Raw genomic sequence first — 22,780 nt, 5'->3', positions numbered from 1 at the left:
GCGGCCCGGCGCATCAGCGCCGGGCCGCCCTGTCGTCTGTCGCAGGCAGCCTTACTGCAGGTAGCCCTCGACCTCGCCGACCGCGCGGGCCCTGGCGTCCGACGGGTTCCCGCCGGTCTCCTGCTTGGCCCGCCGCTGCCGCAGCAGGTCCCAGCACTGGTCCAGCTCGTTCTCCGTGCTCTTGAGCGTGGTCAGGTCCTCGGGGGTGGGGTTCGGGTGCGACCGCAGCCGGTGCTCCTCGGCGACCAGCTCTTTGATGCGCGCGCCGATCCCGGCGTCGTTGGTGGTGTCAGCCATGGGACCACGGTATGCCGCCGCGCGACGCGACGCAGAATTTGACCGTCCGGACCCCGGGACGGCCGGGGCGCTACAGCCCGATCAGCCGCTTCAGCCGACGGAACGGCGCGCGCAGCCACAGCGCCCGCTCGGAACGCCGTGCGCCGCCGGTCCGGGGCAGCACCGCGATCATGGTCTGCAGGGCCTCGTTGGCGTTGTCGTCGTCGAGCGCCGCCGGCGCGTCCACGATCGCCGCGAAGTGCCGGTCCAGACGGTCGGCCACGGCCTGGTTGCCCAGGTTCAGCGGCGGCACCCCGACGCGCCGCGGCGGAGTCATCGGACCCGCCGTCGAACCGCTCGCCTGAGACATCGCCACCCTTAGAAGGTAGCGCATCGCGCCCCACGCGGCACAGAGGTTCGGTGTTCCGTTATCCCGTTGTGCCGAGTGCTGAATGTCACACCGGATCAGGACCCTGTCTGAGCAGGGCCCGACCCGTCATGCGCTACAGGGTTCTGTTAAAGACCCGGCGGGAAATCGTACGAGGACGGCACCTGAGGCGTCTGCGCCTTGTCGCCGACCCAGACCACGATCTCGTCGTGCGCCTTGAACACGTACTGCGACGGGTCCCCGGTGATCTCCTTGCCGTTCACGAAGACGTGCAGCGCCTTGTCGCCGCCGATCGCGACCGGGCCGACCTGGGTGGTGCTCAGCGGCTGGCCCCACTCGGTGAAGAACTGGCCGAGCTTGAAGGGGACGTCCTTGCCGGACTCGATGTGCACCACGCCGCTGGTGTCGTGGGTGTGCAGCGCGGTGATCGTCTGCGCGTTCTCGTCGATGCCGACGTACTGCGGCACGGTGACCGGCTTGCCGTCGACGATCACGTCGAGGTGGGCGTGGTAGTGGACCTGCAGCTCCTCGCTGCCGAGCATCGGCAGGCCGGCCTTCAGCGCGGTCGAGGACTGGTCCGGGTTCCGCGCCCAGCCGGCGGCCGCCGCCGGCGCCCCGGCGCTCGTGCTCGGTGCCGGGGCCGTGGTCGACGTCGACGTCGCCGCGCCCGCCCCGGAGGCCGCGCCGCTGGAGCCGTTCGACGAGCAGGCGGTCATGACCAGGGCCGTCACCGTCGCCGCGAGGCCTATCGCGGCACGCTTGGGGATACTCATGGTGCCCAACCCTACCCAGCCGGGAGCTGTTCTCAGTTCGAATTCAAACGATTACTCCCGTGAGCATCCTCACCCGGCCGAGCGGGAACTTCTCACCGATACCGGGGCAATGGAAAGCGGGCGGCGCATCAGCACCGCCCGCCCCGTGGATCCCACGGCCACCGCTCAGTAGAGGTCCGGCCCTTCCGCGCTGTTCCCATCGAACCCGCCGAACCCGCCGAAACCGTCGGCCCCGTCGTCCCCGCGGGCCTCGGGGTCCGCACCGTCCCCGGCGGTCACGACCGCGCCGACCAGCACCGGCAGCGCCGCGGTGACGTCCGCCGCGACCGGCACCTGCACCCGCACCACCGGACCGCCGCCGACCCGGGCGAAGCCGCGTCCCGGGGGCAGGACCGCCGGGCCGCCGATCTCCAGCGTGCCGCCGAACAGCGCGGTGGAGGCCCCGGGCGGCAACTGCCCGAGCCCGACCCGGGCGTGCGCCTGGTTGCGCACCGTGGCCCGCAGCTCGGAGACCCGCTCGGCGCGGCAGGACAGCACCACGGTCACGCCGGTGGTCCGGCCGGCCCGCATCAGGTCCGCCAGCAGGTCCTGCGGATCGGCCAGCCCGGCCCGGCCGGCCGCCTCGCCCAGGGACGCCAGCTCGTCCACGAACAGCCACATCGGCTTGGCCAGCTCGGTCATCAGGGTGTCCTCGGTGTCGCCGAGCTCGCGCAGCCGCTCGGCCCGGCGCGTGGACTCCGCGCAGACCCAGTCCAGCAGGTCCATCGCGGCGGCCGGCTGGGACTCCACGCGCAGCACGCCGTCGCGGCCGGTGAACTCGTCGAAGTGCCCGGTGTGCTCGGCGTCGATCGCGGTCACCAGGTGGCCGTGGCCCAGGGCCTGGGCGGCCAGCGAGCGCAGCAGGTTCGACTTGCCGCTGCCCAGGACGCCGGCCACCAGCAGGTGCGGCTCGGCGGCGAACCGGCCGTGCCGCCAGACCACCGGCGCCAGCTCCACCACCGGCACCTCGCCGCCGGGCTCGGCGGTCAGCTGCACCGGGATCAGGCGCGCGGTCGAGGTGGGGTCGGTGAAACCGAGCACGTACTCGATCTCGGCGACCTTCCACGGCTGCGCCGGGATCCCGATCGGCAGCGGCGGCAGGATCCGGACGGCGAGCTTGTTGCCCTCCTCGTCCCAGTCGTAGAGGTACTCGTTGGACTGGCCGATCTTGCCCTCCAGGGCCCGCTCGACCTTGGCCCGGGAGTCAGCCTCGCCGTCCTTGAAGAAGGGGGAGTACTGGAGCTTGAGCGTGACCAGCCGGTCGCCCTCGTCGAACTCCCATTCGGTGAACCCGTCGCGGTAGCCGCCGCCGGGCTTGAAGCGCTCGTCCGGGTCGTGGGTGTCCATCAGGTAGGGGACCAGGCCGTTGTACGCCGACTGCAGCCGCGCGACGTGCGCCTCGCTCTCCGGGTCCTTGCCGGGGTCGGGCCGGTCCCGGCCCAGGTAGGTGGCCGCGGCCGCCCAGACCGCGATCAGCAGCAGGATGCCGTACGGCTGGAAGCCCACGGCCACCGCGCACACGGCGAAGACGAAGACCGCCAGGTCCCGCCACTCCTTGTGCTTCTCGTGCCCGCCGGCCTCGGTCCAGTAGGTCTTGGCGTCCGCGGCCATGCGCTTGGTCCCGCGGGCCAGCACGACCACGGGGTGCCCGATGTCCAGCGCCCGCGCCTTGGCCCGCTTGGAGGCGTGCCGGGTGGTGTTCGTGTAACGGCCGAAGGCTTCCGTGATCGGATGATCACGGAAGCCGCGGGCCAGGCGCTGGATGGGGTTCTCCGACCCCACCGATCCCGCCATGTGTGTTCGACCCCTTAACTAGCTGTTCGACACCGGATCAGCTCTCGCGCGCCCGCCTAGAAGTGCAGGTTGCTGATGAAGCTGGCGATGGAGGCGCCGCTCTGCTTGATGTTCGGGGCGATCGAGGTGGACGCCAGGTAGAACCCGAGCAGCGCGCACACGATCATGTGCGAGACCTTGAGCCCGTCCTTGCGGAACAGGATGAAGGTGATGATGCCCAGCAGCAGTACACCGGATACCGAGAAGACCATGACAGCGACTCCTTCGCCTGCGAGTGCCCGGCGTTTTTCGGTCGCCGTGCGTGAATCTCTACCTAGTGGTGCGGTCGGCTATGGAGAGTGGCCGTCGCCCGGCTCGGCGGGGCCATTCGTTCCCGAAGCGGGATGAAAACCAGATTCAGGTGAAGCTCACACATGGATTCTCGCCCAGCGGGTCGGGCTTTTATAGCTGGAAAGCCGTCCAGGGCGGTGAAGATTCACCCGGGCGGCGCATCTGCCTGGGCGGGGCCGGAACGCGAGTACGAACGCGTGGGGCCGGTGGGAACCCCGAGGTGAACGGGGTCTGATTCGCGAGGCGAACGGCGCGCGGGGGGCCGGTCGGTGGCAAGACCGGCTCAAGGAGTTGATGGGTTCCAGTCGGGGAATCCCCATCCGCCGATTGTCGGAGGGCGATACTATTCCCGCTTCCGGGAAGCGGATGACGTGTATTGAATTACATGCTGTGAAGTACGGGCGCTGCTTATTCCTCGAGCGCCAGGGTCCATTGGCCGCGCTTCACGACCCCGCGCACCTCCAGCTCGTCGTCGAGCACGACCAGGTCGGCGAACTTGCCGGCCTCCAGGGAGCCGATCTCGTGGTCCAGGCCCAGGGCCAGCGCCGGGGTCAGCGAGGCCGACACGGCGGCGTCGTGGATCGGCAGGCCCAGCTCGCGCACCGCGCGGCGGAACGCGACGTCCATGGTCAGGGTGCTGCCGGCGATCGAGCCGCCGCCGGAGAGCCGGGCCACGCCGGCGGCCACCTCCACCTCCAGCGCGCCGAGCCGGTACATGCCGTCGGGCTGGCCGGCCGCGGCCATGGCGTCGGTGATCAGGGCCACGCGGTGCGGGCCGACGGCGTTGAAGACCATGCCGATCACCGCCGGGTGCACGTGGATGCCGTCGTTGACGAGCTCGACGATCACCGACTCGTCCTCGATCGCGGCCACCACCGGGCCCGGCTCGCGGTGGTGCACCCCGGGCATCGCGTTGAACAGGTGGGTGGCCACCTTGGCGCCGTTGGAGAAGGCCTGCTCGGTGATGCCGTAGCCGCCGTCGGTGTGCCCGACCGCGGCGATCACGCCGGAGTTCGCCAGCAGCGCGGTGGCCTCGATGCCGAAGTCCAGCTCCGGCGCCAGGGTCACCATCTTCACCGTGCCGCGCCCGGCGGCCAGCAGCGGCCGCAGCAGCGCCGGGTCCGGCGCGCGCAGCAGGGCCGGGTCGTGGGCGCCGCAGCGGGCCTTGGAGATGAACGGGCCCTCCAGGTGCAGCCCGGCCAGCAGGCCGTCCTCGACCAGGCCCGCGAGGTCGGACAGGTAGCGCTGCAGCTCGTCCAGCTCGGTGGAGACCGTCGAGGCCATGATCGTGGTGGTGCCGTGCGCGCGGTGGAACGCCGCGGCGCGCACCGCCTGCTCGACGTCGCCGGAGCTGAAGGCCGCGCCCCCGCCGCCGTGGACGTGCATGTCGACGAAGCCGGGCAGGACATAGCGCCCGGCCAGGTCTATGGATTCCTCGTGGGGGTCGGTGGCGGACGCTCGCGGAACCGAGCCCTCCGGGCCCACCTCGGCGATCCGGTGGCCGTCCAGGCGCAGCCAGCCGGCTCGCACACCGTCGGGCAGGACGATCCGGGCGTTCGTCAGCAGTGTCATCGCACCTACACGTGTTGATTGGTATAGACCTGTACCTGGACGGACCAACGGTACGCCATGGGCCCACTCCACCGCTGTGTGGGTGGCCGGCCGTACCCTGTCCTGCATGAACACCAGCGAGCCCGGGGGCGGATTGACAGACCGGGACCGCGCGATCCTGGCCTTCGAGAAACAGTGGTGGCGCAACGCCGGCAGCAAGGAGCAGGCGATCCGGGAGCGGTTCCAGATCTCTGCGACCCGCTACTACCAGTTGCTCAACGCGCTCCTGGACGACGAGGCGGCGCTGGCCCTGGAGCCGGAGGTGGTCAAACGGCTGCGCCGGCTGCGCGCCGCGCGCCAGCGTGCCAGGTCCGGACGGGTGAAGCGGGTGGCCGACATCGGGCCGGACCCCGACCGGGAGCCCCCGCCTGTGTCTAATGAGGGGCATGACCGGGACCGAGCCGCTTGACCGGGAGCCCGCCGAAGACGCGGGGCCGGAGTACCGCGACGATGCTCCGGTGTACCGGGACCGGCTGGGCGCGGTGAGCGAGGCGCGGCCGATGAGCCGGCCCGCGCTGCTCGCGGCGGTCGTCGCGGTGTGCGGCACCGGCCTGCTGGCCGGGCTCGGACTGTTCGGGGGCTCGACACCGCGGTCCCGGCCGCCGGCGCCCGCGCCGGTCGTGGTGAAGGCCGCGGACACCCTGGGCCCGCGCTCGGGGGAGCCGGTCCACGAGCGGCCGGCGCACCAGCTGCACCCGCGCCACCTGCCCAAGCACGTCCCGCGCAGCCTGTACGCGGTGCACCAGGGTGCCCACGAAGCCGCCTACGAAGCCGTTCACGGGACGGCCCGCCGGACGCACAACCGGACGAACAACTGGACGCACAAGGGGAGTGGGGGGGGGGCGGCCCCCCCCCCCCCCCCCCCCCCCCCCCCCCCCCCACTCCCCGGTCCGGGACGAGCTCAGGCGCTCTGAGCGTCCGGCCACTGCGCGGCCCGCAGCGCCTTCTGGGACACCGCGTACAGCACCGCGACCGTCGTCAGCAGCGACAGGCCCAGCAGCGTCGCGGTAGGCGAGAACCACTGCAGCGTCGCGCTGGCCACCAGCATTCCGGCCGGCATCCCGACCAGCAGGAACATGTCGAGCGCGGCGGCGGTCCGGCCGCGCTGCTCGTCCGGCACCGCCTGCAGGATCAGGACGTTGACCATCACCACGGCCGACGGGATGACGGCGCCGCCGAGGGCGAGGAACACCGCGTCCGCGACTGGCGCGGCGAAGAAGGTCATGCCGAAGTTGGTGAGCGCGAAGACCAGGCAGGCCAGGATCAGCAGCCACCCGGGACGCAGCACCTTGTGCAGCGGCTTGACCAGCGCGGTGCCGCCCAGCCCGCCCAGCGCCATGGCGGCGACCACCAGGCCGGTGGTCCCGGAGGCGGCGTGGTTCTGGTGCATGCGGACCACCAGGCTCAGGAAGACCGGGTAGCCGGCGGTGTTCACCAGGCACAGCGCGAGGGTGGTCGCGCGCATCACCGGGTCGCGCATGATGGTCTTCAGGCCGAGGAGCGCGCCGTCGTGCGAGGACTCGGGGCGGTCGGCGGCCTCTGCCTTCCCTGCGTTCTCGGCGGCCGGCGTCACGGACTTCGGCAGCTTGAGCAGCACCACGGTGAGCAGCGAGACCAGCCCGGTGACCGTGGCGAACAGGAACGGCAGCGCCCGCGAGATCCCGAACATCGCCCCGCCCAGCGACGGACCCGCCAGCTCGCATCCCTGCTGCCGCACCTGCTCGGCGGTGAGTGCGGCCGGGATCTGCTCGGGCGCCACCACCTGCCGCAGCAGCAGCGTCCGGGCCCCGGCGAAGGGCTGGATGGCGCCGAGTGCGGCGGCGGTGAGCAGCAGGTGCCAGAACGTCAGGGCACCGAGGAAGTAGGCGGCGGCCACGGAACCGGCGGCGGCCACCCGCACCGACTCCGACAGCAGGAGCATCCGGCGGCGGTCCTTGCGGTCCATGAGCTGTCCGACCGGCAGCGTCGCCAGCACCGAGGCGATCAGCTGCACCGTGGCGAACAGGCCGGCCTTCAGCGGCGAGCCGGTCATCGCCAGGATGACCAGCGGGTAGGCGATGTCGGCGGTGCTCAGGCCGAGCAGGGCCGAGACCGCGCCGCCCCACAGGAGGTTGAAGTTCCGGTTGCGGCGGAGCGGGACCACCGGCGCGGCGGCGGGCGTCCCGGCGGCCGATCCGGTGGCTGCCTCGACCGGCCCGAACCGCTCGGTTGTCGCCTCCATCGCCGTGTCCCCACTCGCCTCGAGCACCGTTGCGGTCATCGTGAACCCTCCCTGATCCATGAACGTTCGCGTTGGCGCGATCATTCACCCCATCCACATCATTCACGCTTGAGTGAATGATGACGCATCCGTGAGCGTCTGGCAAGATGGAGCCCATGGGCAGCAAGAACACGTCGTCCGACCTGGCCGGGGCGCTCGAGGCCGCGCGCGGCGCGATCCAGGACGCCAATGCCGAGGTGCGCGACGCGCTCCGGGAGGCGCACCAGGAGATCGCCGGCGCGCATGAGCAGGTGGCACTGATCCAGGAGGTGGTGCGCACCGTCACGGACGTCGACACCATCAAGGCGCTCGCCGACACCACGCGCCTGGCGATCCTGCGCGCGCTGAACCGGGACCGGGTGCCGAAGTCGGCCAAGGAACTGGCCGAGGAGCTCGACCAGCCGCAGACCAAGCTCTACCGGCACCTGAAGGTGCTGCTGGAAGCCGGTCTGATCGAGGCCGCCGAGACCCGGGTGGTTTCCGGCATCGTGGAGACCAAGTACCGGTCGGCGCAGAGTTCGGTCACCATCGACCCGACCGCGCACCCGGACGAGACCCGCGAGGCCATGGGCCGGATCATCGACGAGAACCTGGCCGACTACCGCAAGCGTTTCCTGCGGCACATGTACGCCGAGGAAATCCCCACAGACACCGAGCAGGCCAAGGACAGCGGCATGCTCATGTTCCTGTCCTCCACTCTGGCGCCCGACGTCGCCGCGGACTTCCAGAAGCGCCTGGAAGCCCTGGTCAAGGAGTTCGACAGCCTCCCGCGCGACCCCGACGGGGTCCGGGTCGAGGGCCTGGTCTCCTGGTTCAGGCCCAAGCCGGCGGCCCGGGCGGCAGGCCGTCCCGGTTCCGGGCCAGAGTCCGCATAGGCGGCCGCTCGATCACTGTCACGTCGGTCGAGCGCGGGGCGAAGCCCTCGGCCTCGCGGTGGAACTGGGTCATCAGCGTGTGCGGGCGGGCGTCGTCCCCGCCGGGGACTATCCGGCCCTCGCGCCGCAGTCGCTCCCACGCGACCTGCATGATCTCGCTGGCCATCCGGCCCAGGCCCGCGTCGTCCTGGTGGTGGTGCAGCCGCACGCCCACGTCCACCTGGGCCATGCCGTCCAGCCCGACCAGCGCCAGGGTGTCGATCAGCATCGCGGTCTCCACGCCGTAGCCGGTCGGGAACGGCAGCCGCTCCAGCAGCGACCGGCGCGCCGCGTACTCGCCGCCCAGCGGCTGCACGAACCCGGCCAGCAGCGGCCAGTGCAGGTTCAGGATCGGCCGCGCGACCAGCTCGGTGACCCGGCCGCCGCCGGCCGGCAGGACCGCGGAGCCGGTCACCAGCGGCCGGTCGTACATGGCCTTGACCAGGTGGATGGGGTCGCCCTCGGTGCACAGCAGCGGCCCGAGCACGCCGGTGACCACGGTGGAGGAGAACGACTTCAGGTCGGCGTCGACGAAGCAGACCAGGTCGCCGGTGGTGGCGGCGAGCGAGCGCCACAGCACCTCGCCCTTGCCCCGGACCGACGGGATGCCGGGGAGGATCTCGTCGCGGTGCAGCACCTTCGCCCCGGCCGCCGCCGCGTTCTCCGCGGTCCGGTCGGCCGAGCCGGAGTCCACCACGAGCAGCTCGTCCACCAGCGGCGCGGCCTCGACGAGGTCCTCGCGGATCGCGGTGACGATCGCCCCGACCGTCTCCTCCTCGTCGAGGGCGGGCAGGACCACGCTGATCCGGGCGCCGGTCGCCTCCTTCGCGGCGAGCAGCCGCTCCAGCGGCCAGTCCGACGCCTGCGAGGAGCGCACGGCAAGCCACCGCTCCACCTCTTCCAGCACCGGGCACTCCACTCTGAAATCGGTATCGGCGACCTCTTCAAGAGTAGGCGACGGCACACACCGGCGGCTGTCTCGGGATCCGGACGGGTAGCTCCCACCAGGCCGCCGGAGGCTTACGCTCCTTAGGAACAGTTCGATCGACAACTTAATAAGCGCTCATCCAGAGGAGCTGAGGGACCGGCCCTACGACGCTCCGGCAACCATCCGTTCTGCCACCTCATCGTGGCACGGCGCGGTGCCAACTCCGGCCCACCCGGCAGCCGCCGAGCCGTGGGAAAGATGAGGAAAGGAACCTCGCGTCATGTCTGGCACCCTCTCTCCGGTCGCCCCCTTCGGCCCCGCCGCGCACCTGTCCTGTCGTGAGTGCGGTCACACCACCGACCTCGGCCCGACGTTCGCCTGCGAAGAGTGTTTCGGCCCCCTGGAGATCTCCTACGACTTCGGCACGGTCACCCGCGAGCAGATCGCGGCCGGCCCCGCCTCGATCTGGCGCTACGCGCCGCTGCTGCCGGTCCCGGCGGACGTGGCCACCCGGCCCACCACGAACCCCGGCTGGACCCGCCTGGTCCGCGCCCACCACCTGGGCCGCGAGCTCGGCTTCACGAACCTGCACGTCAAGGACGACTCCGGGAACCCGACGCACTCCTTCAAGGACCGCGTCGTCGCGATCGCCGTCCAGGCCGCCCACGCCTTCGGCTACACCACCCTGTCCTGCTCCTCCACCGGCAACCTGGCCGGCGCGGTCGGCGCCGCCGCGGCCCGCGCGGGCCTGGACTCGTGCGTGTTCATCCCGTCGAACCTGGAGAAGGAGAAGATCGTCGTCGCCTCCGTCTACGGTGGCCGGCTGGTCGCCATCGACGGCACCTACGACGAGGTCAACCGGTTCTGCAGCGAGCTGATCGGCGACGAGCTCGGCGAGAAGTGGGGCTTCGTCAACGTCAACCTGCGGCCGTACTACGCCGAGGGCTCCAAGACGCTGGCGTACGAGATCGCCGAGCAGCTCGGCTGGCGGCTGCCGGAGCAGATCGTGGTCCCGGTGGCCTCCGGGTCGCAGCTCACGAAGATCGACAAGGGCTTCCGGGAGCTGGTCAAGCTCGGCCTGGTCGAGGACACCCCGTACAAGGTGATCGGCGCCCAGGGCTCCGGCTGCGCCCCGGTCTCGCAGGCGTACAAGGACGGCATTGACGTCATCCGCCCGGTCAAGCAGCCCGACACCATCGCCAAGTCGCTGGCGATCGGCAACCCCGCCGACGGCCCCTACGTGCTGGACATCGCCCGGCGCAGCGGCGGCACGGTCGAGGACGTCACCGACGAGGAGATCCGGGACGCCGTGAAGCTCCTGGCGCGCACCGAGGGCATCTTCGCCGAGACCGCCGGCGGCGTGACCGTCGGGGTGCTGAAGAAGCTCGCCGACGCCGGCCGGCTCGACCCGGAGGCGCTGACCGTGGTCATCAACTCCGGCGACGGGCTCAAGACCCTCGACGCGGTCTCCGACTGCGGGCCCACGGCGGTCATCAAGCCTTCACTGGATGCTTTCCGCGCGACACTCTGAAACGTTCGGGGCAGATCTGTTCGCGCATTCTTCACCGGCATGACACCCCGACAGGGGATCGAGTAAGGAGCATCGCTATGAGTATCACCGTACGGATTCCCACCATCCTGCGTACTTACACCGACGGGCGGGCCGAGGTGTCGGTCGCAGGGGGTACCCTGGCAGAGGTGATCGACCAGCTGGAGGCCGACCACGGCGGGATCCGCGCGCGCGTCCTGGACGACGACGGCAAGCTGCGGCGTTTCGTGAACGTCTACGTCAACGACGACGACGTCCGATTCGCCGAGGGCCTGGGGACGGCGGTGCCGGAGGGCGGCAGCGTCTCCATCATCCCCGCTGTCGCAGGGGGCTGATGCACCGGCGGTTCGGCGTGCCCGAAAGCGGATCGGTTCCCGTATCGTTATCTACTCACCGTGTTCACTGGTGAAAGATACGCGGGGATCGGTCCGTATTTGTCGGCCCACCACTTACGAACCTCTGAATTTTCTCTGAGCTTCAGGCCTGTTGTACTGAGCGTCACATTGGCTAGTCTCAGCGCCGGTCGAACGATTCGGCGAGATCCCTCCAGCTCAACCCTCTTGGTACGGCGGGTGGTACGGCGGCGAACGCAGACCCTGGCCCGCGGGGTGCGGGCCGGAAATGGGGTGGGGTTTCCAACAGGGGGTAAGCCCACTCCGTCTAGAGCCGGCAGCAAGGGGAGTACGGAATGGCTCAGGGCACCGTCAAGTGGTTCAACGCGGAGAAGGGCTACGGGTTCATCGCGGTCGACGGCGGGTCGGACGTCTTCGTCCACTACAGCGCGATCCAGATGGACGGCTACCGCAGCCTGGAGGAAAACCAGCGGGTCGAGTTCGAGATCTCGCAGGGCCAGAAGGGCCCGCAGGCGGACATGGTCCGGGTCATCGTCTGACCATCGGCATCCGCCAGGCACGCCGGTTCCCACCACCCGGGTCGCGACCCTTCGGGCTTGCGCCGCCGCCCGACCGGCAGGACTCCGCACGAGAGAAGTATCCAGGGCCCGCTCCCGCGGTATTCGGGGGCGGGCCCTGAAGCTTGCCGACCGGCTTGCACTCCCCGGGGGAGAGTGCTAATCATGGACCTTGGCAGTCTCACACCGAGAGTGCCAAACGAGAGAACCTCTCAGGCGAGGCCCCAACGTCCGGCCGGCAGGGACCGGCCACGGCGGGAGGCCGTCCGTCGCGGGCGCCTGGCGGTTCGCCAAGGAATCCCTGGTGTGGGAGGTCTGTACCACAATGTCGAAGATCATCGCGTTCGACGAGGAAGCCCGGCGCGGCCTCGAGCGCGGCATGAACCAGCTCGCGGACGCGGTCAAGGTGACCCTCGGCCCGCGCGGGCGCAACGTCGTGCTGGAGAAGAAGTGGGGCGCCCCCACGATCACCAACGACGGTGTGTCGATCGCCAAGGAGATCGAGCTCGAGGACCCGTACGAGAAGATCGGGGCCGAGCTGGTCAAGGAAGTCGCCAAGAAGACCGACGACGTCGCGGGCGACGGCACCACCACCGCCACCGTGCTGGCCCAGGCGCTGGTCCGCGAGGGCCTGCGCAACGTGGCCGCCGGCGCGAACCCGATGGCGCTCAAGCGCGGCATCGAGGCGGCCGTGGAGGCCGTGTCCGCCGAGCTGTCCGGGATGGCCAAGGACGTCGAGACCCGCGAGCAGATCGCCGCGACCGCCTCGATCTCCGCCGCCGACACCGCGATCGGCGACATGATCGCCGAGGCGATGGACAAGGCCGGCAAGGAAGGCGTCATCACCGTCGAGGAGAGCAACACCTTCGGCCTGGAGCTGGAGCTCACCGAGGGCATGCGCTTCGACAAGGGCTACATCTCGCCCTACTTCGCCACCGACCTGGAGCGGATGGAGACGTCCTTCGACGACCCGTACCTGCTGATCGCGAACTCCAAGATCGGCAACGTCAAGGACGTCCTGCCGATCCTGGAGAAGGTGATGCAGAGCGGCAAGCCGCTGGTCATCATCGCCGAGGACGTCGAGGGCGAGGCGCTGGCCACCCTGGTCGTGAACAAGATCCGCGGCACCTTCAAGTCGGTCGCGGTCAAGGCCCCCGGCTTCGGCGACCGCCGCAAGGCGATGCTCGGCGACATCGCGATCCTCACCGGCGGCCAGGTCGTCTCCGAGGAGGTCGGCCTGAAGCTGGACTCCGTCGGCCTGGAGATGCTGGGCAAGGCCCGCAAGGTCGTGGTGACCAAGGACGAGACCACGATCGTGGACGGCGACGGCGACAGCGACTCGATCGAGGGCCGCAAGAACCAGATCCGCGCCGAGATCGAGAAGTCGGACTCCGACTACGACCGCGAGAAGCTGCAGGAGCGCCTGGCCAAGCTGGCCGGCGGCGTGGCCGTCATCAAGGCGGGCGCGGCGACCGAGGTCGAGCTCAAGGAGCGCAAGCACCGCATCGAGGACGCCGTGCGCAACGCGAAGGCGGCCGTCGAGGAGGGCATCGTCGCCGGCGGCGGCGTGGCCCTGCTCCAGGCCGGCAAGCAGGCGTTCGAGAAGATCGACCTGGCCGGCGACGAGGCCACCGGCGCGAACATCGTGCGCCTGGCCCTGGAGGCCCCGCTGAAGCAGATCTCGGTGAACGCCGGGCTCGAGGGCGGCGTCGTGGTGGAGAAGGTCCGCAACCTGGACACCGGCTTCGGCCTGAACGCCGCCACCGGCGAGTACGTCGACATGATCAAGGCCGGCATCCTGGACCCGGCGAAGGTCACCCGCTCGGCGCTGCAGAACGCGGCCTCCATCGCCGCGCTGTTCCTGACCACCGAGGCGGTCATCGCCGACAAGCCGGAGAAGGCGGCGGCCCCGGCCGGCGGCATGCCCGGCGGCGACATGGACTTCTGAGCCGCGGCTCAGGGTTCTGGTTCGGTATTCACCGCAGGCGGTTCCGGCTTCGGCCGGGGCCGTCTTCGGCGTTTTCGAACGGATTTTTAATCTTTTGGGTGACTACTTTCCGGTTCGCTTCCCTCGCGCCGGGGCTGACGTGTGAGTCTATGCTCGGAGTGTGACGACAAAGGGACACTCCGATGCCCATGGCGGCACCAGGGAGCCACTGATGACGATCTCAGCGGAGACGCGGCGCGAGTTCCACCGTTTCGACGCCATGCTCGGCCCCGAGTACCGCGCCGAGCTCATCGCTGGAGAGATTGTCGTGAACCCGCCGCCACACGGTACCCACGAGCAGATCTTCGCAAAGCTGAACAGCCAGCTTGTGAAGAAGTCGGCCATCGAAGTAGAGGTCTCCGGACACCGCGGAATCGAGACGCCGCTCGGCGACTACATCCCAGACATGACCATCACCGAGCCGGACACCTTCGATGGACAGCCGCCGTGGGGTACCCCTGAGGGCATCCTCATGCTCGTGGAGATCACTTCTTCGATGAGAGCCTCGGACCGGGTCGAGAAGCGCCATGCGTATGCCGCTGCGGGGATCCCTCTCTTTCTGCTGGTCGACCGCCAGAACCGCGAGACAGTCCTTTTCAGCATCCCGGATGTCGAAGCCGAGGACTACCGTGCCGACGTCCGCGTCCCGTTCGGTGACGCTCTCGAACTCCCCGCGCCGTTCTCCTTCACCCTGACCGACTTCGCCCCGATGACGCCGCGGCCCAGGGAGCTTTGACCGACTCGCTGCCCCGTTGCCCGTTTCCTGCTCCCGGCCTGCCCTTGTCCCCATCTCAGCTCTCTGGCGTAATTGAAGAGATCGCCTTAGCTGAGAGGAACGCATGCCCCCACCCCCGCGCGGACGCCACCGCATCCTGAGGTGGCTCAACCGTCCGCGCCGGCTGGTGCGCCTGAGCTCGGGGCAGCGGCGGCGCTTCATCCTGGTCGTCGGGAACACCATCGTCACCTCCGGCGCGATCATTCTGCAGGTCTCGGCGCGCGGGAACCTCGTCATCTGGACGCTGGCGCTGATCGCGGTCTCGCTGATCACCGGGATCCTGGCGATCGGAACCGAGTGGCTGATCGTCGAGGGGGCTTCGGGGGCGGCTCGGGAGGATCGGCGCTCTGGTTGGCCGGATGCGCGTGTCATGCACACGAGTGCGCCGTTGAGTCTGGAGCTGCCGCCGGCCGACGAGCAGTTCGTGGGCCGGCGGCAGCAGCTCGACCAACTGCGCGGCATGTTGCGGCGCACCGCCAACGACGGGCGCGGCGCCCCGGTGCTGGCGCTGTACGGCATGGGCGGCGTCGGCAAGACCTCACTGGCGGTGCAGTTCGCCGAGGAGGTGCGCAGCGAGTATCCCGGCGGCGTGCTGCACCTCTCGCTCAGCGCCGGCCGGACCACCGGCCTGGACGCCCCCGATCCGGCCACCGCGCTCGGCCGGCTGCTGGCCGCGCTCGGGGTGCGGGCCGGGGAGGTGCCGCCGGAGGAGGAGGCGCGGCGGCGGCTCTACCACGACCGCCTCGTCGGCCGTCGTGTGCTGGTCGTGCTCGACGACGCCAAGTCCGCCGCGCAGGTGCGTCCGCTGCTGGCGCGGGTGCGCGGGTGCGCGACGGTGATCACCAGCCGGCGTCCGCTGGGCCTGCTGGAGGCCGACCCCTTCACCGTCGGCGGCCTCGACGACGACTCCCTGCGCGAACTGCTCGTCCGCCACGTCGGGGCCCGCCGGGTCGAGGAGGAGCCGGACGCCGCCCGCCAGATCATCCGCGCCTGCGGCGGCCTGCCCCTGGCCCTGCGCCTGGTGGCCGCGCGGCTGGCCGCCGACAACCACCGCACCCTGGCCGAGCTGGCCGGCCGGCTGAGCCTCGACGAGTTCCGCTCCGGGGACGTCCGTGTCCGCGACGCCATCGAGGTCTCCTACGCCGAGCTCAGTGCCCGCAGCCGCCGGGCCTTCCGGCTGCTGACCCTGTTCCCCTCCATATCCCTGCGCGAGTGGGCCCCGGCGCCGCTGCTCGACATCCCGGTGGCCGACGCCCTGGAGGTCATGGAGGACCTGGTGGAGTCGCAGCTTCTGGAGCGTGCGGCGCGCGGTGCTTCCAACGGCACCGAATACCGCTTCCACGCCCTCGTGCGCGAGTACGCCGAAGAACGCCTCGCCGACGAGGACGCCCCCGAGGACCAGCGCGCGGCCCTGGCCCGGCTCGGCGGCGCCTTCCTCGCCCTGGCCGAATACGCCGAGCACCTCACCGACCCCACCGTCCCGCGCCACGGCCGGGCCGGCGGCGCCCTGCCGTCCAGTGCCGAGCACTGGCACGTCGACGACCCCGCCCTGCTCCGCTACGCCGAGTACGGCCCGACCCGCTGGCTGCTGGGCGACTGCCGCCGGCTGGGGCGCATGGTCGAGCGCGCGCACGAGCACGAGCTGTGGGACCTGTGCTGGGAGCTCTCGGTGGTCCTGGCCCGGGTGCTGGAGACCGTCTACACCGTCTGGAACCGCTGGGACGACGTGCTGCGCGACGGCCTGGACGCGGCCACCCGCCGCGGCGACCGGCGCGCCGAGTCGATCATCCAGCAGGGCTACGGCGTGCTGCGCCACTACCAGGACCGCTTCGAGGAGGCAGAGCAGCACTTCACGATCGCGCTGCGGCTGTGCCGCGAGATCGGCCACCGCCCCGGCGAGGCCTACACCCTGCGCTGGATCGGTCGCGGCCACTACTTCGCCGGCCAGTTCGCCGCCGCCGTCCACGATCTGGAGCAGGCCCTGGAGCTGTCCCGGGTGCTGGGCAACAAGCTCGCCGAGGCCCGCGTCCTGCGCGACCTGTGCGAGGCCTACGCGGGCCTGCGCCGTTTCACCGACGCCGAGGAGGCGATCCGCGCGGCGCTGGCCCTGTTCGACGGCGACGCGGTGGACCAGGGCGCGGACGGGGACGTGCGCCAGCCGGCGGAGGCCGCGCGCGCCCGCCGGGATCTCGGCGTCCTGCTGAACCGCCGCTACAAGTTCGCCGAGGCCGAGCAGCAGCTGACCTCGGCCGTGGACACCCTGACCGAACTGGGCCATTGGTACTGGCGTGCCTCGGCGGTCTTCGATCTGGCCATGCTCCGCCTGCGTCAGCACCGCCCGGTCGAGGCCGAGGCCCTGATGTGGCAGTCCTTCGACACCTTCAACGACTCCGGCTACCGCTACTGGACCGCCGTCGTCGCCCGCCGCCTGGCGATGCTCCGCCTGGAGCAGGGGCGCGTGGAGGAGGCGGTGGAGCTGATGATGCCGGTGCTGGAGACGTTCCAGCAGCTGGGCCTGGGCCTGTGGGAGAGCTACACGCTGCGGGTCCTGGCCTGGGCCCGCCGCGAGGAGGGCCGCCTGGACGTCGCCGACCAGCACCTGGAGGACGCCGCCGCACTGGCCGAGCGCTACCAGGACCCGTGGGGCCTGATGCGCGTGCGCTGGATGCAGGCCTCGGTGTGGATGGCGCAGGGCCGCACGGCCGAAGCGGTGCGGCTGTATCGGGAGGCGGCGGCCACCGCGGCGCGGTACGAGGAGCCGTGGCAGGAGGCCGAGATCCTCGCCGACCTGGCGAAGGCGCTGCGCGCGACCGGCGACCGCGCGGCGGCGGCGCGGGCGGAGGCCGAGGCGAAGGAGGCGGCGGCGAGTTTCGAGCTGGTGCGCAAGGAACGCGGGCGGGAGCTTGGGCGGGGACGGCGGGTGCTGAGGCGGCTGGGGCGGAGCGGCTGACTATAGATTGCCGATTGCCGATTGCCGATTGCCGATTGCCGATTGCCGATTGCCGATAGCCGATAGCCGATAGCCGATAGCCGGATTGCCGATAGCCGCCCTAAAGCGATCCCCACCGCGTCGCCCGCCATCCGAGCTGCACCCGGCTCCGCGCCCCGGCGAAGGCCATCAGATCTCTGATACGCCGTTCGGCGCTGCGCCGGCTCAGATACAGCGAGCGCGCCAGCGTGGATCCCGAGTCGGCGAGCATCAGCTCCAGCAGGCGCCCTTTCCTTCGTGTCCATCGCGACGCGAACGCGCGAGCCCCGGGGTTCGGTTGCCCGGTGCGGGTGTCGGGTTACCGTCATCACAGAATGCTGACAATGGCGACGCGGGCCGGTTGATTGGCCTTCCATGAGCCTCATCCGTTCGAAGGCCCTGGCGGCCGTGGCGCTGGCGGCGTCACTCGGCGCCACGGCCGTGACCTCGTCGGTCGCCGCCGCGCCGCGGAGCGCTTCGACCGCATCGACAACCTCGGCCGCACCGACATCCTCGGCCCTGCCGACATCCTCGACCGTGCCCGGGATCGTGACCCTGCCGACCGGCGACCGCGTGAGCCTGGACGCCCGGGGCCACATCACGCCGCTCGACCGGGGCACCGGCACCGGCCTGACCGGCTTCGGCAACGCCGCCGGCGACCGGTTCCTGATCCCGTCCGAGGCGGTGCCCTACGCCGGCCACCAACTGGACATGTCCCTGTTCGACCTGACCAAACTCGCCGCGCTCCAGGTGGATCAGAACTCTGCGGCGGCCCGGATCCCGGTCCAGCTCACCTACCAGCCCGGGTTCACTCCCCAGGCCCCGGCCGGCGTCACGCTGACCGGCCTGACCCAGACCACCGCCACCGGATCCACCGCGACCGGCTACCTCACCGCCGACTCCGGCCGCGCGCTGGCCGCGGCGCTGCGCCGACAGATCGCCGCCGACCGGGCCGCGGGCAAGCCGGCCGGGGCCTCGGGCCTGCCCGGCGGCCTGCTCTCGATGGCGCTGGCCGGCACCACCGCGCCGGTCACGCCGTTCTACCCGCTGCACATCCTGCAGATCGACGCGACCGACGCGGAAGGCCAGCCGGCGAACCTCCCGGTCCTGCTGGTCGACACCGACAACTCGCAGGTCTTCGCGGGCTCGGCGACGGTCGTGGACGGCGTCGCGCGGATCGCCGTCCCGGCCGGGCACTACGCGGCCTACGCGACGTTCTACGAGGTCGATTCGCAGGGCTATGACACCAAGGACAGCCTGGTCTCGATCCCGGACTTCGAGGTCCCGGCGACCGGCACCGTCCCGACCCTGACCATCGACGGGCGCACCGCCGCGTCGAAGGTCGCCGTCAGCACCGACCAGCCGGCCGCGCTGGACCTGGACATGGACGCCGTCGTCCGCACGCCGGTCACCGGGACACCGGCCTACGTCTTCCAGGTGGACGGCCCGAACGCCCCGCTGTATGTGAGCCCGGCGCCCAAGGCGGTGGTGGGGAGCTCGGAGTACGGCGTCAACTGGAACTCCACGGCCGCCGCCTATCAGTACGTCCTGGACTACACCGCGGACCACATCGACGCGAACCAGACCTACGCGGCCCACGACGCCGACCTCGGCAAGGGCACCGACACCCTGGCCGGCGAACCCGAGTACGGCACCCAGACCCGGCGGCTGTCCGCCGGGCCGCGGGACTCGGCCGTCGGCCTCATGATCGGCGGTGTCTTCCCCAACGGCAGCACCGTGACCACCTACTACACCCCGGGCTCGTGGTACCGGGGCCTGGTCGGGCCGTCGTCCTACACCCCGGGGCAGTCCGTCGACGGGCCGGTCCTGAGCTCCGACCCGGTCGCCTTCCCGGTCGGCAAGACGGTCCCGCATGTCTGGAACCAGGGCCCGATGGCGCCCGGTGTGCGACGGCACCCCATGGCGGACCCGGAGGATTCCTGCGGGGTGTGCAGCGGCGCCGGCGGGCTGAACGTCAACCTGAGCGGGGCCGGCGACAGCAACCTGGACACCTCCGGCGACGCCATGGGTGCGGAGACTGATTCCTACTTCTGGAACGGGCAGCCGATCACGTCCAACCCGCCGGCCCCGCCGTGGTTCGGCCTCGTGCTGGCCAGCGCGCCGGCCGGGCCCGCGACCGTGCGCGCCGTCATCGACACCGACCGCACGATGGCCGGCGCGACTCAGTCCACGAAGACGCACACGGACGTCTCGTTCCCCTATACGGGCAAAGCCGATCCGGCCGCAGCCCTGCCGGCGGGCAACTCCTGCACCGCGGCCCAGGCCGCCGGCCAGCCCACCGCGCCGTGCCAGATCCTCCCCGTCCTGACCATCACCTACCAGCTGGCCGGCCTGTCGGTCCTGAACACCTCGCAGCTCCCGGTCCAGGTCCTGAACCTGGACATCGGCCACGAGTCCTACGGCGACCACGGCCCGCACGCGGCGGTGACCGAGGCCCAGGCCTCGATCTCCACCGACGGCGGGACGACCTGGCGGGACGTGCCGACCATCGGCGCGTTCGGGCACTACGTGGCGCTGTGGCCGAACCCGGCGGCGGGCACCTCGCTGACGCTGCGCGTCACGGCGAAGGACGCCGTCGGCGGCACGATCGCGCAGACCGTCACGGATCCCTACACCGTCGGCTGAGCTTTCGGTATTCGGAGGTCCTGCGGAGCCGTAGGATCGCAGGGTTCTGACCCGGCGCTTCCGCCAGGGGCGCCGGGTCCGGCATGTCCGGGCTTGCTCGCGCCTGCGAACTAGCCGCCGCTGCGCGAACCCCGCGGATGCTTCGGCCGCCGCAGCCCCGCCGCCGTCAGCCGCTGGAGCAGCTCGCGCGAGCGGACCGGCGTGGCGCCGGCCGCGACCGCCTGCTCGTACAGGTGCGACGGCAGGTCGTAGTGGTCGCGCTCGAACCCGCGCGGCGGTACTCCCAGCTGCTCCGCGAAGGCGTGGAGCTCGTCGAACGAGGCGTCGCTCACCAGGTGCGACCACAACCGGCCGTGGCCGGGCCAGGTCGGCGGGTCGATGAGGATCACGACGTCATCAAAGCACATCGGGGTGGGATTCCGCGGACGCCCGGACGGCGGCCTCGACGTCCGCCTCCACCAGGGCGGTGTTGATCTGCGCGGCGGTCAGGGTGGCGGCACCGGCGGCCGCGATGACGCCGTTGGCGGGGTCGGCGACGTTGCCCGCGACCCACACGCCGGGGACCGAGGTGCGTCCGCCTACGCCGGCCTTGATCCAGCCGGTCTCCGGGTCCTTCTCGCAGCCGAGGGTGTCCAGCAGGGTGCTGTTGGCCTCGAGCTTCGGGACCAGGAACACGGCTTCGCGCGCCAGGAGTGTGCCGTCCGCCAGCTCCAGGGCGCTCAGGCGGCCGTCCTTCTCGACCAGGCGCTGTAGCGGCCGTTCCTCGATGCGGATTCCGCGCGCGGTGAGCTTGGCGCGGTCGGCGTCCTCCAGCGGGTGGCCGTTGAGGACGTAGACCAGGTCCTCGGTCCACTGGCGCAGCAGCAGGGTGTGGTGCGTCGAGAAGGGGCCGGTCGCGACCGTCGCGAGCGGGCCGTCCTGGACTTCCCAGCCGTGGCAGTACGGGCAGACGTGCACGTCCCGCGCCCACAGCTCGGCCATGCCCGGGATCTCCGGCAGGACGTCGGTCAGGCCGGTGGCGACGAGCAGCTGGCGGCCGGTGGCGACGCAGCCGCTGGCCAGGGTGACGCGGAAACCGTCCTCGGTCGGCTCGGCCTTCTCCGCGTAGTCGGTCACGATCACGCCGCCGTAGGACAGCACCTCGTCGCGTCCGTGTTCCAGCAACTCCATCGGCGGCATGCCGTCCCGCGACAGATAGCCGTGCATGTGGCCGGCCTTGGCGTTGCGCGGGGCGCGGGCGTCGACGACGAGGACGCTGCGGCGCGCGCGGCCGAGCATCAGGGCCGCGGACAGACCGGCCGCGCCGCCGCCGACGATGACGACGTCGTATTCCTGCTCGTGATTCATGGCGTTCATGCGATCACCTCCGCTGCGAGGATGCGGCGTGGGCGCGCCGGTGAGCAAGAAATGTTGCCGCCTTGGCAAACTGGGGGGATGGACGATCAGCTCGCCGCCGCCATCGGAGTCCGCCTGCGCGCCGCCCGCCGGGCCCGGCCGCTGACCCTCGCCGAGGCGGCCGGGGCCACCGGCATCTCGGTGAGCACGCTGTCCCGGCTGGAGACCGGCGGCCGGCGCGCGACGCTGGAGCAGCTGCTGCCGCTGGCCGACCTGTACGAGGTCTCGCTGGACGAGCTGGTGGGCCGCGCCGAGCCGCCGCGCAAGCAGGGCGACGGCCGGGTCATCGTGCCGCTGACCAAAGAGCCCGGCGGGCTGCGCGCCTACAAGATGACGCTTCCGCCGCGCTCGGAGGACGAGGCCGCGCCCGTGCTGCGGACGCACGAAGGCTGGGAGTGGATGTATGTGCTCAGCGGCCGCATGCGGGTGCTGTTGGCGGAGCACGACCTGCTGTTGGGCAAGGGCGAGGCTGTCGAGTTCGACACGCATGTGCCGCACTGGTTCGGCGCGGCCGGGCCCGCGCCGGTGGAGGTGCTGACGCTGTTCGGGCCGCAGGGGGAGCGGGTGCATGTCAGGGCCCGGTCGCGTGGGCAGTGGGGGTAGGGCGCTACTTCTCCAGCTCGGCGATCTCAGCAGTCAGATTCGCCCGGGCCCTCGCCTCGTACCGCCGCACCGCGACTGGCGTGCGGAACAGGTTCGGCAGCTCCAGCAAGCCTCGCAGCACCGCGGCGCGCCCCGGCCGGAACAGGTCGTCGGGGACTTCCGCGTACTCCTGCCGGATGGCCTCGGTGTACGCGTTGTAGGCCGCCGCGTCGCTGCCGAGGATCGCGAGGTCGGCGTCGCAGAGCACGGCGCCGTTCTTGTCCCCGTCGGCGACCGCGTGGCCCTTCGTCAGGCGGACCAGGCGGGCCACTTCCGCGACCCGCTCGTCGGGCACGTTCAGGGCCGGCAGCTCGGTCTCGGCCAGCTGCGCGCTCAGCTCCTCGTTGTCGGCGCTCGCCTCGCCGCCGTCGTAAACCGCGTCGTGGAACCACGCCGCGTAGCGCACGGCGGCGACGTCGTCGGCGTGCCCGCCGAACTCGTCGACGCCGTCCAGCACGCGGGCCAGGTGGTCCAGGGTGTGGTAGCGGCGGTGCGGTTCGGCCCAGCGGGCGACGAGCTCGTCGCCCAGGCGGATGCTCTCCGGGGTGATGCCCGCCAGGGTCAGCCAGCGATCATGCAGCGACAACGCCATGGC

At 71.1% G+C, this 22,780-nt stretch carries 21 protein-coding genes and 1 riboswitch; of the genes, 10 read left to right on the top strand and 11 right to left on the bottom strand.

Going from position 1 to position 22,780, the window contains the following annotated elements; translation table 11 throughout:
* Positions 1-51 precede the first annotated feature (51 nt).
* From ABH926_RS02815 to nagA, 6 genes are all read right to left on the bottom strand, one after another.
* Positions 52-297: a DUF2630 family protein gene (locus tag ABH926_RS02815; protein ID WP_370363642.1), complete on the bottom strand. Its 246-nt coding sequence runs from the start codon at positions 295-297 to the stop codon at positions 52-54.
* Positions 298-367: 70 nt separating this feature from the next.
* Positions 368-613 (bottom strand): hypothetical protein, encoded by a 246-nt coding sequence (locus tag ABH926_RS02810; RefSeq protein WP_370363640.1) that lies wholly within the window; start codon positions 611-613, stop codon positions 368-370.
* Positions 614-792: 179 nt separating this feature from the next.
* The gene (locus tag ABH926_RS02805) at positions 793-1,437 is read right to left on the bottom strand and encodes a hypothetical protein (protein ID WP_370363639.1); all 645 of its coding nucleotides are present in this window, start codon (positions 1,435-1,437) and stop codon (positions 793-795) included.
* A 165-nt stretch (positions 1,438-1,602) separates the two neighbouring features.
* Positions 1,603-3,270 carry an FtsK/SpoIIIE domain-containing protein gene (locus ABH926_RS02800; RefSeq protein WP_370363638.1) on the bottom strand — a complete coding sequence of 556 codons (1,668 nt, stop codon included), beginning with the start codon at positions 3,268-3,270 and terminating at the stop codon, positions 1,603-1,605.
* Between the two features lie 56 nt (positions 3,271-3,326).
* Positions 3,327-3,521 (bottom strand): hypothetical protein, encoded by a 195-nt coding sequence (locus ABH926_RS02795; RefSeq protein ID WP_015796679.1) that lies wholly within the window; start codon positions 3,519-3,521, stop codon positions 3,327-3,329.
* A 487-nt stretch (positions 3,522-4,008) separates the two neighbouring features.
* On the bottom strand, positions 4,009-5,172 hold the full coding sequence (gene nagA, locus ABH926_RS02790; protein WP_370363637.1) for an N-acetylglucosamine-6-phosphate deacetylase: 1,164 nt from the start codon (positions 5,170-5,172) through the stop codon (positions 4,009-4,011).
* A gap of 106 nt (positions 5,173-5,278) precedes the next feature.
* Between nagA and ABH926_RS02785 the strand changes: the two genes are divergently transcribed.
* On the top strand, positions 5,279-5,620 hold the full coding sequence (locus tag ABH926_RS02785) for a DUF3263 domain-containing protein (RefSeq protein WP_370335378.1): 342 nt from the start codon (positions 5,279-5,281) through the stop codon (positions 5,618-5,620).
* A 492-nt stretch (positions 5,621-6,112) separates the two neighbouring features.
* Here the strand turns inward: ABH926_RS02785 and ABH926_RS02780 are convergent, their stop codons facing one another.
* Complete coding sequence (locus tag ABH926_RS02780) at positions 6,113-7,471, bottom strand: MFS transporter (protein WP_370363636.1); 1,359 nt, start codon at positions 7,469-7,471, stop codon at positions 6,113-6,115.
* Positions 7,472-7,587: 116 nt separating this feature from the next.
* Here ABH926_RS02780 and ABH926_RS02775 point away from each other — a divergent pair, with 116 nt between their 5' ends.
* Positions 7,588-8,346 (top strand): ArsR/SmtB family transcription factor, encoded by a 759-nt coding sequence (locus ABH926_RS02775; protein WP_370363635.1) that lies wholly within the window; start codon positions 7,588-7,590, stop codon positions 8,344-8,346.
* Here ABH926_RS02775 and ABH926_RS02770 read toward each other — a convergent pair.
* Positions 8,285-9,292, bottom strand: coding sequence for a glucosyl-3-phosphoglycerate synthase (locus ABH926_RS02770; protein ID WP_370363634.1), 1,008 nt, complete (start codon positions 9,290-9,292; stop codon positions 8,285-8,287). The genes ABH926_RS02775 and ABH926_RS02770 overlap by 62 nt on opposite strands.
* Positions 9,293-9,445: 153 nt before the next feature.
* Positions 9,446-9,578, top strand: a riboswitch (SAM riboswitch).
* 15 nt (positions 9,579-9,593) lie between these two features.
* On the opposite strand from ABH926_RS02770, the gene thrC reads away from it, so the two are divergent.
* The 7 genes from thrC (at position 9,594) to ABH926_RS02735 (ending at position 20,148) form a co-directional block, all read left to right on the top strand.
* A complete protein-coding gene (gene thrC, locus ABH926_RS02765; RefSeq protein WP_370363633.1) occupies positions 9,594-10,844 on the top strand; it encodes a threonine synthase in 1,251 nt (416 codons plus the stop codon).
* Between the two features lie 77 nt (positions 10,845-10,921).
* Complete coding sequence (locus ABH926_RS02760) at positions 10,922-11,197, top strand: ubiquitin-like small modifier protein 1 (protein WP_370363632.1); 276 nt, start codon at positions 10,922-10,924, stop codon at positions 11,195-11,197.
* A gap of 353 nt (positions 11,198-11,550) precedes the next feature.
* Positions 11,551-11,754, top strand: coding sequence for a cold-shock protein (locus tag ABH926_RS02755; protein ID WP_015796671.1), 204 nt, complete (start codon positions 11,551-11,553; stop codon positions 11,752-11,754).
* Between the two features lie 343 nt (positions 11,755-12,097).
* Positions 12,098-13,720 (top strand): chaperonin GroEL, encoded by a 1,623-nt coding sequence (groL, locus tag ABH926_RS02750; RefSeq protein ID WP_370363631.1) that lies wholly within the window; start codon positions 12,098-12,100, stop codon positions 13,718-13,720.
* Between the two features lie 211 nt (positions 13,721-13,931).
* Positions 13,932-14,495, top strand: coding sequence for a Uma2 family endonuclease (locus ABH926_RS02745; RefSeq protein WP_370363629.1), 564 nt, complete (start codon positions 13,932-13,934; stop codon positions 14,493-14,495).
* A gap of 103 nt (positions 14,496-14,598) precedes the next feature.
* Complete coding sequence (locus ABH926_RS02740; protein ID WP_370363628.1) at positions 14,599-17,484, top strand: tetratricopeptide repeat protein; 2,886 nt, start codon at positions 14,599-14,601, stop codon at positions 17,482-17,484.
* A 393-nt stretch (positions 17,485-17,877) separates the two neighbouring features.
* Positions 17,878-20,148: a hypothetical protein gene (locus tag ABH926_RS02735; RefSeq protein WP_370363627.1), complete on the top strand. Its 2,271-nt coding sequence runs from the start codon at positions 17,878-17,880 to the stop codon at positions 20,146-20,148.
* Between the two features lie 110 nt (positions 20,149-20,258).
* On the opposite strand, the gene ABH926_RS02730 is transcribed toward ABH926_RS02735, so the two are convergent.
* Together ABH926_RS02730 and ABH926_RS02725 are read right to left on the bottom strand one after the other, a co-directional pair.
* The gene (locus ABH926_RS02730) at positions 20,259-20,555 is read right to left on the bottom strand and encodes a DUF4031 domain-containing protein (protein WP_370363626.1); all 297 of its coding nucleotides are present in this window, start codon (positions 20,553-20,555) and stop codon (positions 20,259-20,261) included.
* On the bottom strand, positions 20,545-21,504 hold the full coding sequence (locus ABH926_RS02725; RefSeq protein ID WP_370363625.1) for an NAD(P)/FAD-dependent oxidoreductase: 960 nt from the start codon (positions 21,502-21,504) through the stop codon (positions 20,545-20,547). Before ABH926_RS02725 ends, ABH926_RS02730 begins: the two co-directional genes overlap by 11 nt.
* 78 nt (positions 21,505-21,582) lie before the next feature.
* Here ABH926_RS02725 and ABH926_RS02720 point away from each other — a divergent pair, with 78 nt between their 5' ends.
* Positions 21,583-22,146, top strand: a complete 564-nt coding sequence (locus ABH926_RS02720; RefSeq protein ID WP_370363624.1) for a helix-turn-helix domain-containing protein — start codon at positions 21,583-21,585, stop codon at positions 22,144-22,146.
* A 4-nt stretch (positions 22,147-22,150) separates the two neighbouring features.
* Here ABH926_RS02720 and ABH926_RS02715 read toward each other — a convergent pair whose 3' ends face one another.
* Positions 22,151-22,777, bottom strand: coding sequence for a metal-dependent phosphohydrolase (locus tag ABH926_RS02715; protein WP_370363623.1), 627 nt, complete (start codon positions 22,775-22,777; stop codon positions 22,151-22,153).
* Positions 22,778-22,780: the final 3 nt, after the last annotated feature.

The sequence above is a fragment of the Catenulispora sp. GP43 genome, from assembly GCF_041260665.1.
GTDB lineage: Bacteria > Actinomycetota > Actinomycetes > Streptomycetales > Catenulisporaceae > Catenulispora.
This window is presented reverse-complemented; position numbering and strand designations above follow the sequence as displayed.

Coding starts and splice junctions, on each gene's coding strand:
- ABH926_RS02815 (WP_370363642.1), bottom strand. CDS start 297: ATGGCTGACACCACCAACGACGCCGGGATCGGCGCGCGCATCAAAGAG.
- ABH926_RS02810 (WP_370363640.1), bottom strand. CDS start 613: ATGACTCCGCCGCGGCGCGTCGGGGTGCCGCCGCTGAACCTGGGCAAC.
- ABH926_RS02805 (WP_370363639.1), bottom strand. CDS start 1,437: ATGAGTATCCCCAAGCGTGCCGCGATAGGCCTCGCGGCGACGGTGACG.
- ABH926_RS02800 (WP_370363638.1), bottom strand. CDS start 3,270: ATGGCGGGATCGGTGGGGTCGGAGAACCCCATCCAGCGCCTGGCCCGC.
- ABH926_RS02795 (WP_015796679.1), bottom strand. CDS start 3,521: ATGGTCTTCTCGGTATCCGGTGTACTGCTGCTGGGCATCATCACCTTC.
- nagA (WP_370363637.1), bottom strand. CDS start 5,172: ATGACACTGCTGACGAACGCCCGGATCGTCCTGCCCGACGGTGTGCGA.
- ABH926_RS02785 (WP_370335378.1), top strand. CDS start 5,279: ATGAACACCAGCGAGCCCGGGGGCGGATTGACAGACCGGGACCGCGCG.
- ABH926_RS02780 (WP_370363636.1), bottom strand. CDS start 7,471: ATGACCGCAACGGTGCTCGAGGCGAGTGGGGACACGGCGATGGAGGCG.
- ABH926_RS02775 (WP_370363635.1), top strand. CDS start 7,588: ATGGGCAGCAAGAACACGTCGTCCGACCTGGCCGGGGCGCTCGAGGCC.
- thrC (WP_370363633.1), top strand. CDS start 9,594: ATGTCTGGCACCCTCTCTCCGGTCGCCCCCTTCGGCCCCGCCGCGCAC.
- ABH926_RS02760 (WP_370363632.1), top strand. CDS start 10,922: ATGAGTATCACCGTACGGATTCCCACCATCCTGCGTACTTACACCGAC.
- ABH926_RS02755 (WP_015796671.1), top strand. CDS start 11,551: ATGGCTCAGGGCACCGTCAAGTGGTTCAACGCGGAGAAGGGCTACGGG.
- groL (WP_370363631.1), top strand. CDS start 12,098: ATGTCGAAGATCATCGCGTTCGACGAGGAAGCCCGGCGCGGCCTCGAG.
- ABH926_RS02745 (WP_370363629.1), top strand. CDS start 13,932: ATGACGATCTCAGCGGAGACGCGGCGCGAGTTCCACCGTTTCGACGCC.
- ABH926_RS02740 (WP_370363628.1), top strand. CDS start 14,599: ATGCCCCCACCCCCGCGCGGACGCCACCGCATCCTGAGGTGGCTCAAC.
- ABH926_RS02735 (WP_370363627.1), top strand. CDS start 17,878: ATGAGCCTCATCCGTTCGAAGGCCCTGGCGGCCGTGGCGCTGGCGGCG.
- ABH926_RS02730 (WP_370363626.1), bottom strand. CDS start 20,555: ATGTGCTTTGATGACGTCGTGATCCTCATCGACCCGCCGACCTGGCCC.
- ABH926_RS02725 (WP_370363625.1), bottom strand. CDS start 21,504: ATGAACGCCATGAATCACGAGCAGGAATACGACGTCGTCATCGTCGGC.
- ABH926_RS02720 (WP_370363624.1), top strand. CDS start 21,583: ATGGACGATCAGCTCGCCGCCGCCATCGGAGTCCGCCTGCGCGCCGCC.
- ABH926_RS02715 (WP_370363623.1), bottom strand. CDS start 22,777: ATGGCGTTGTCGCTGCATGATCGCTGGCTGACCCTGGCGGGCATCACC.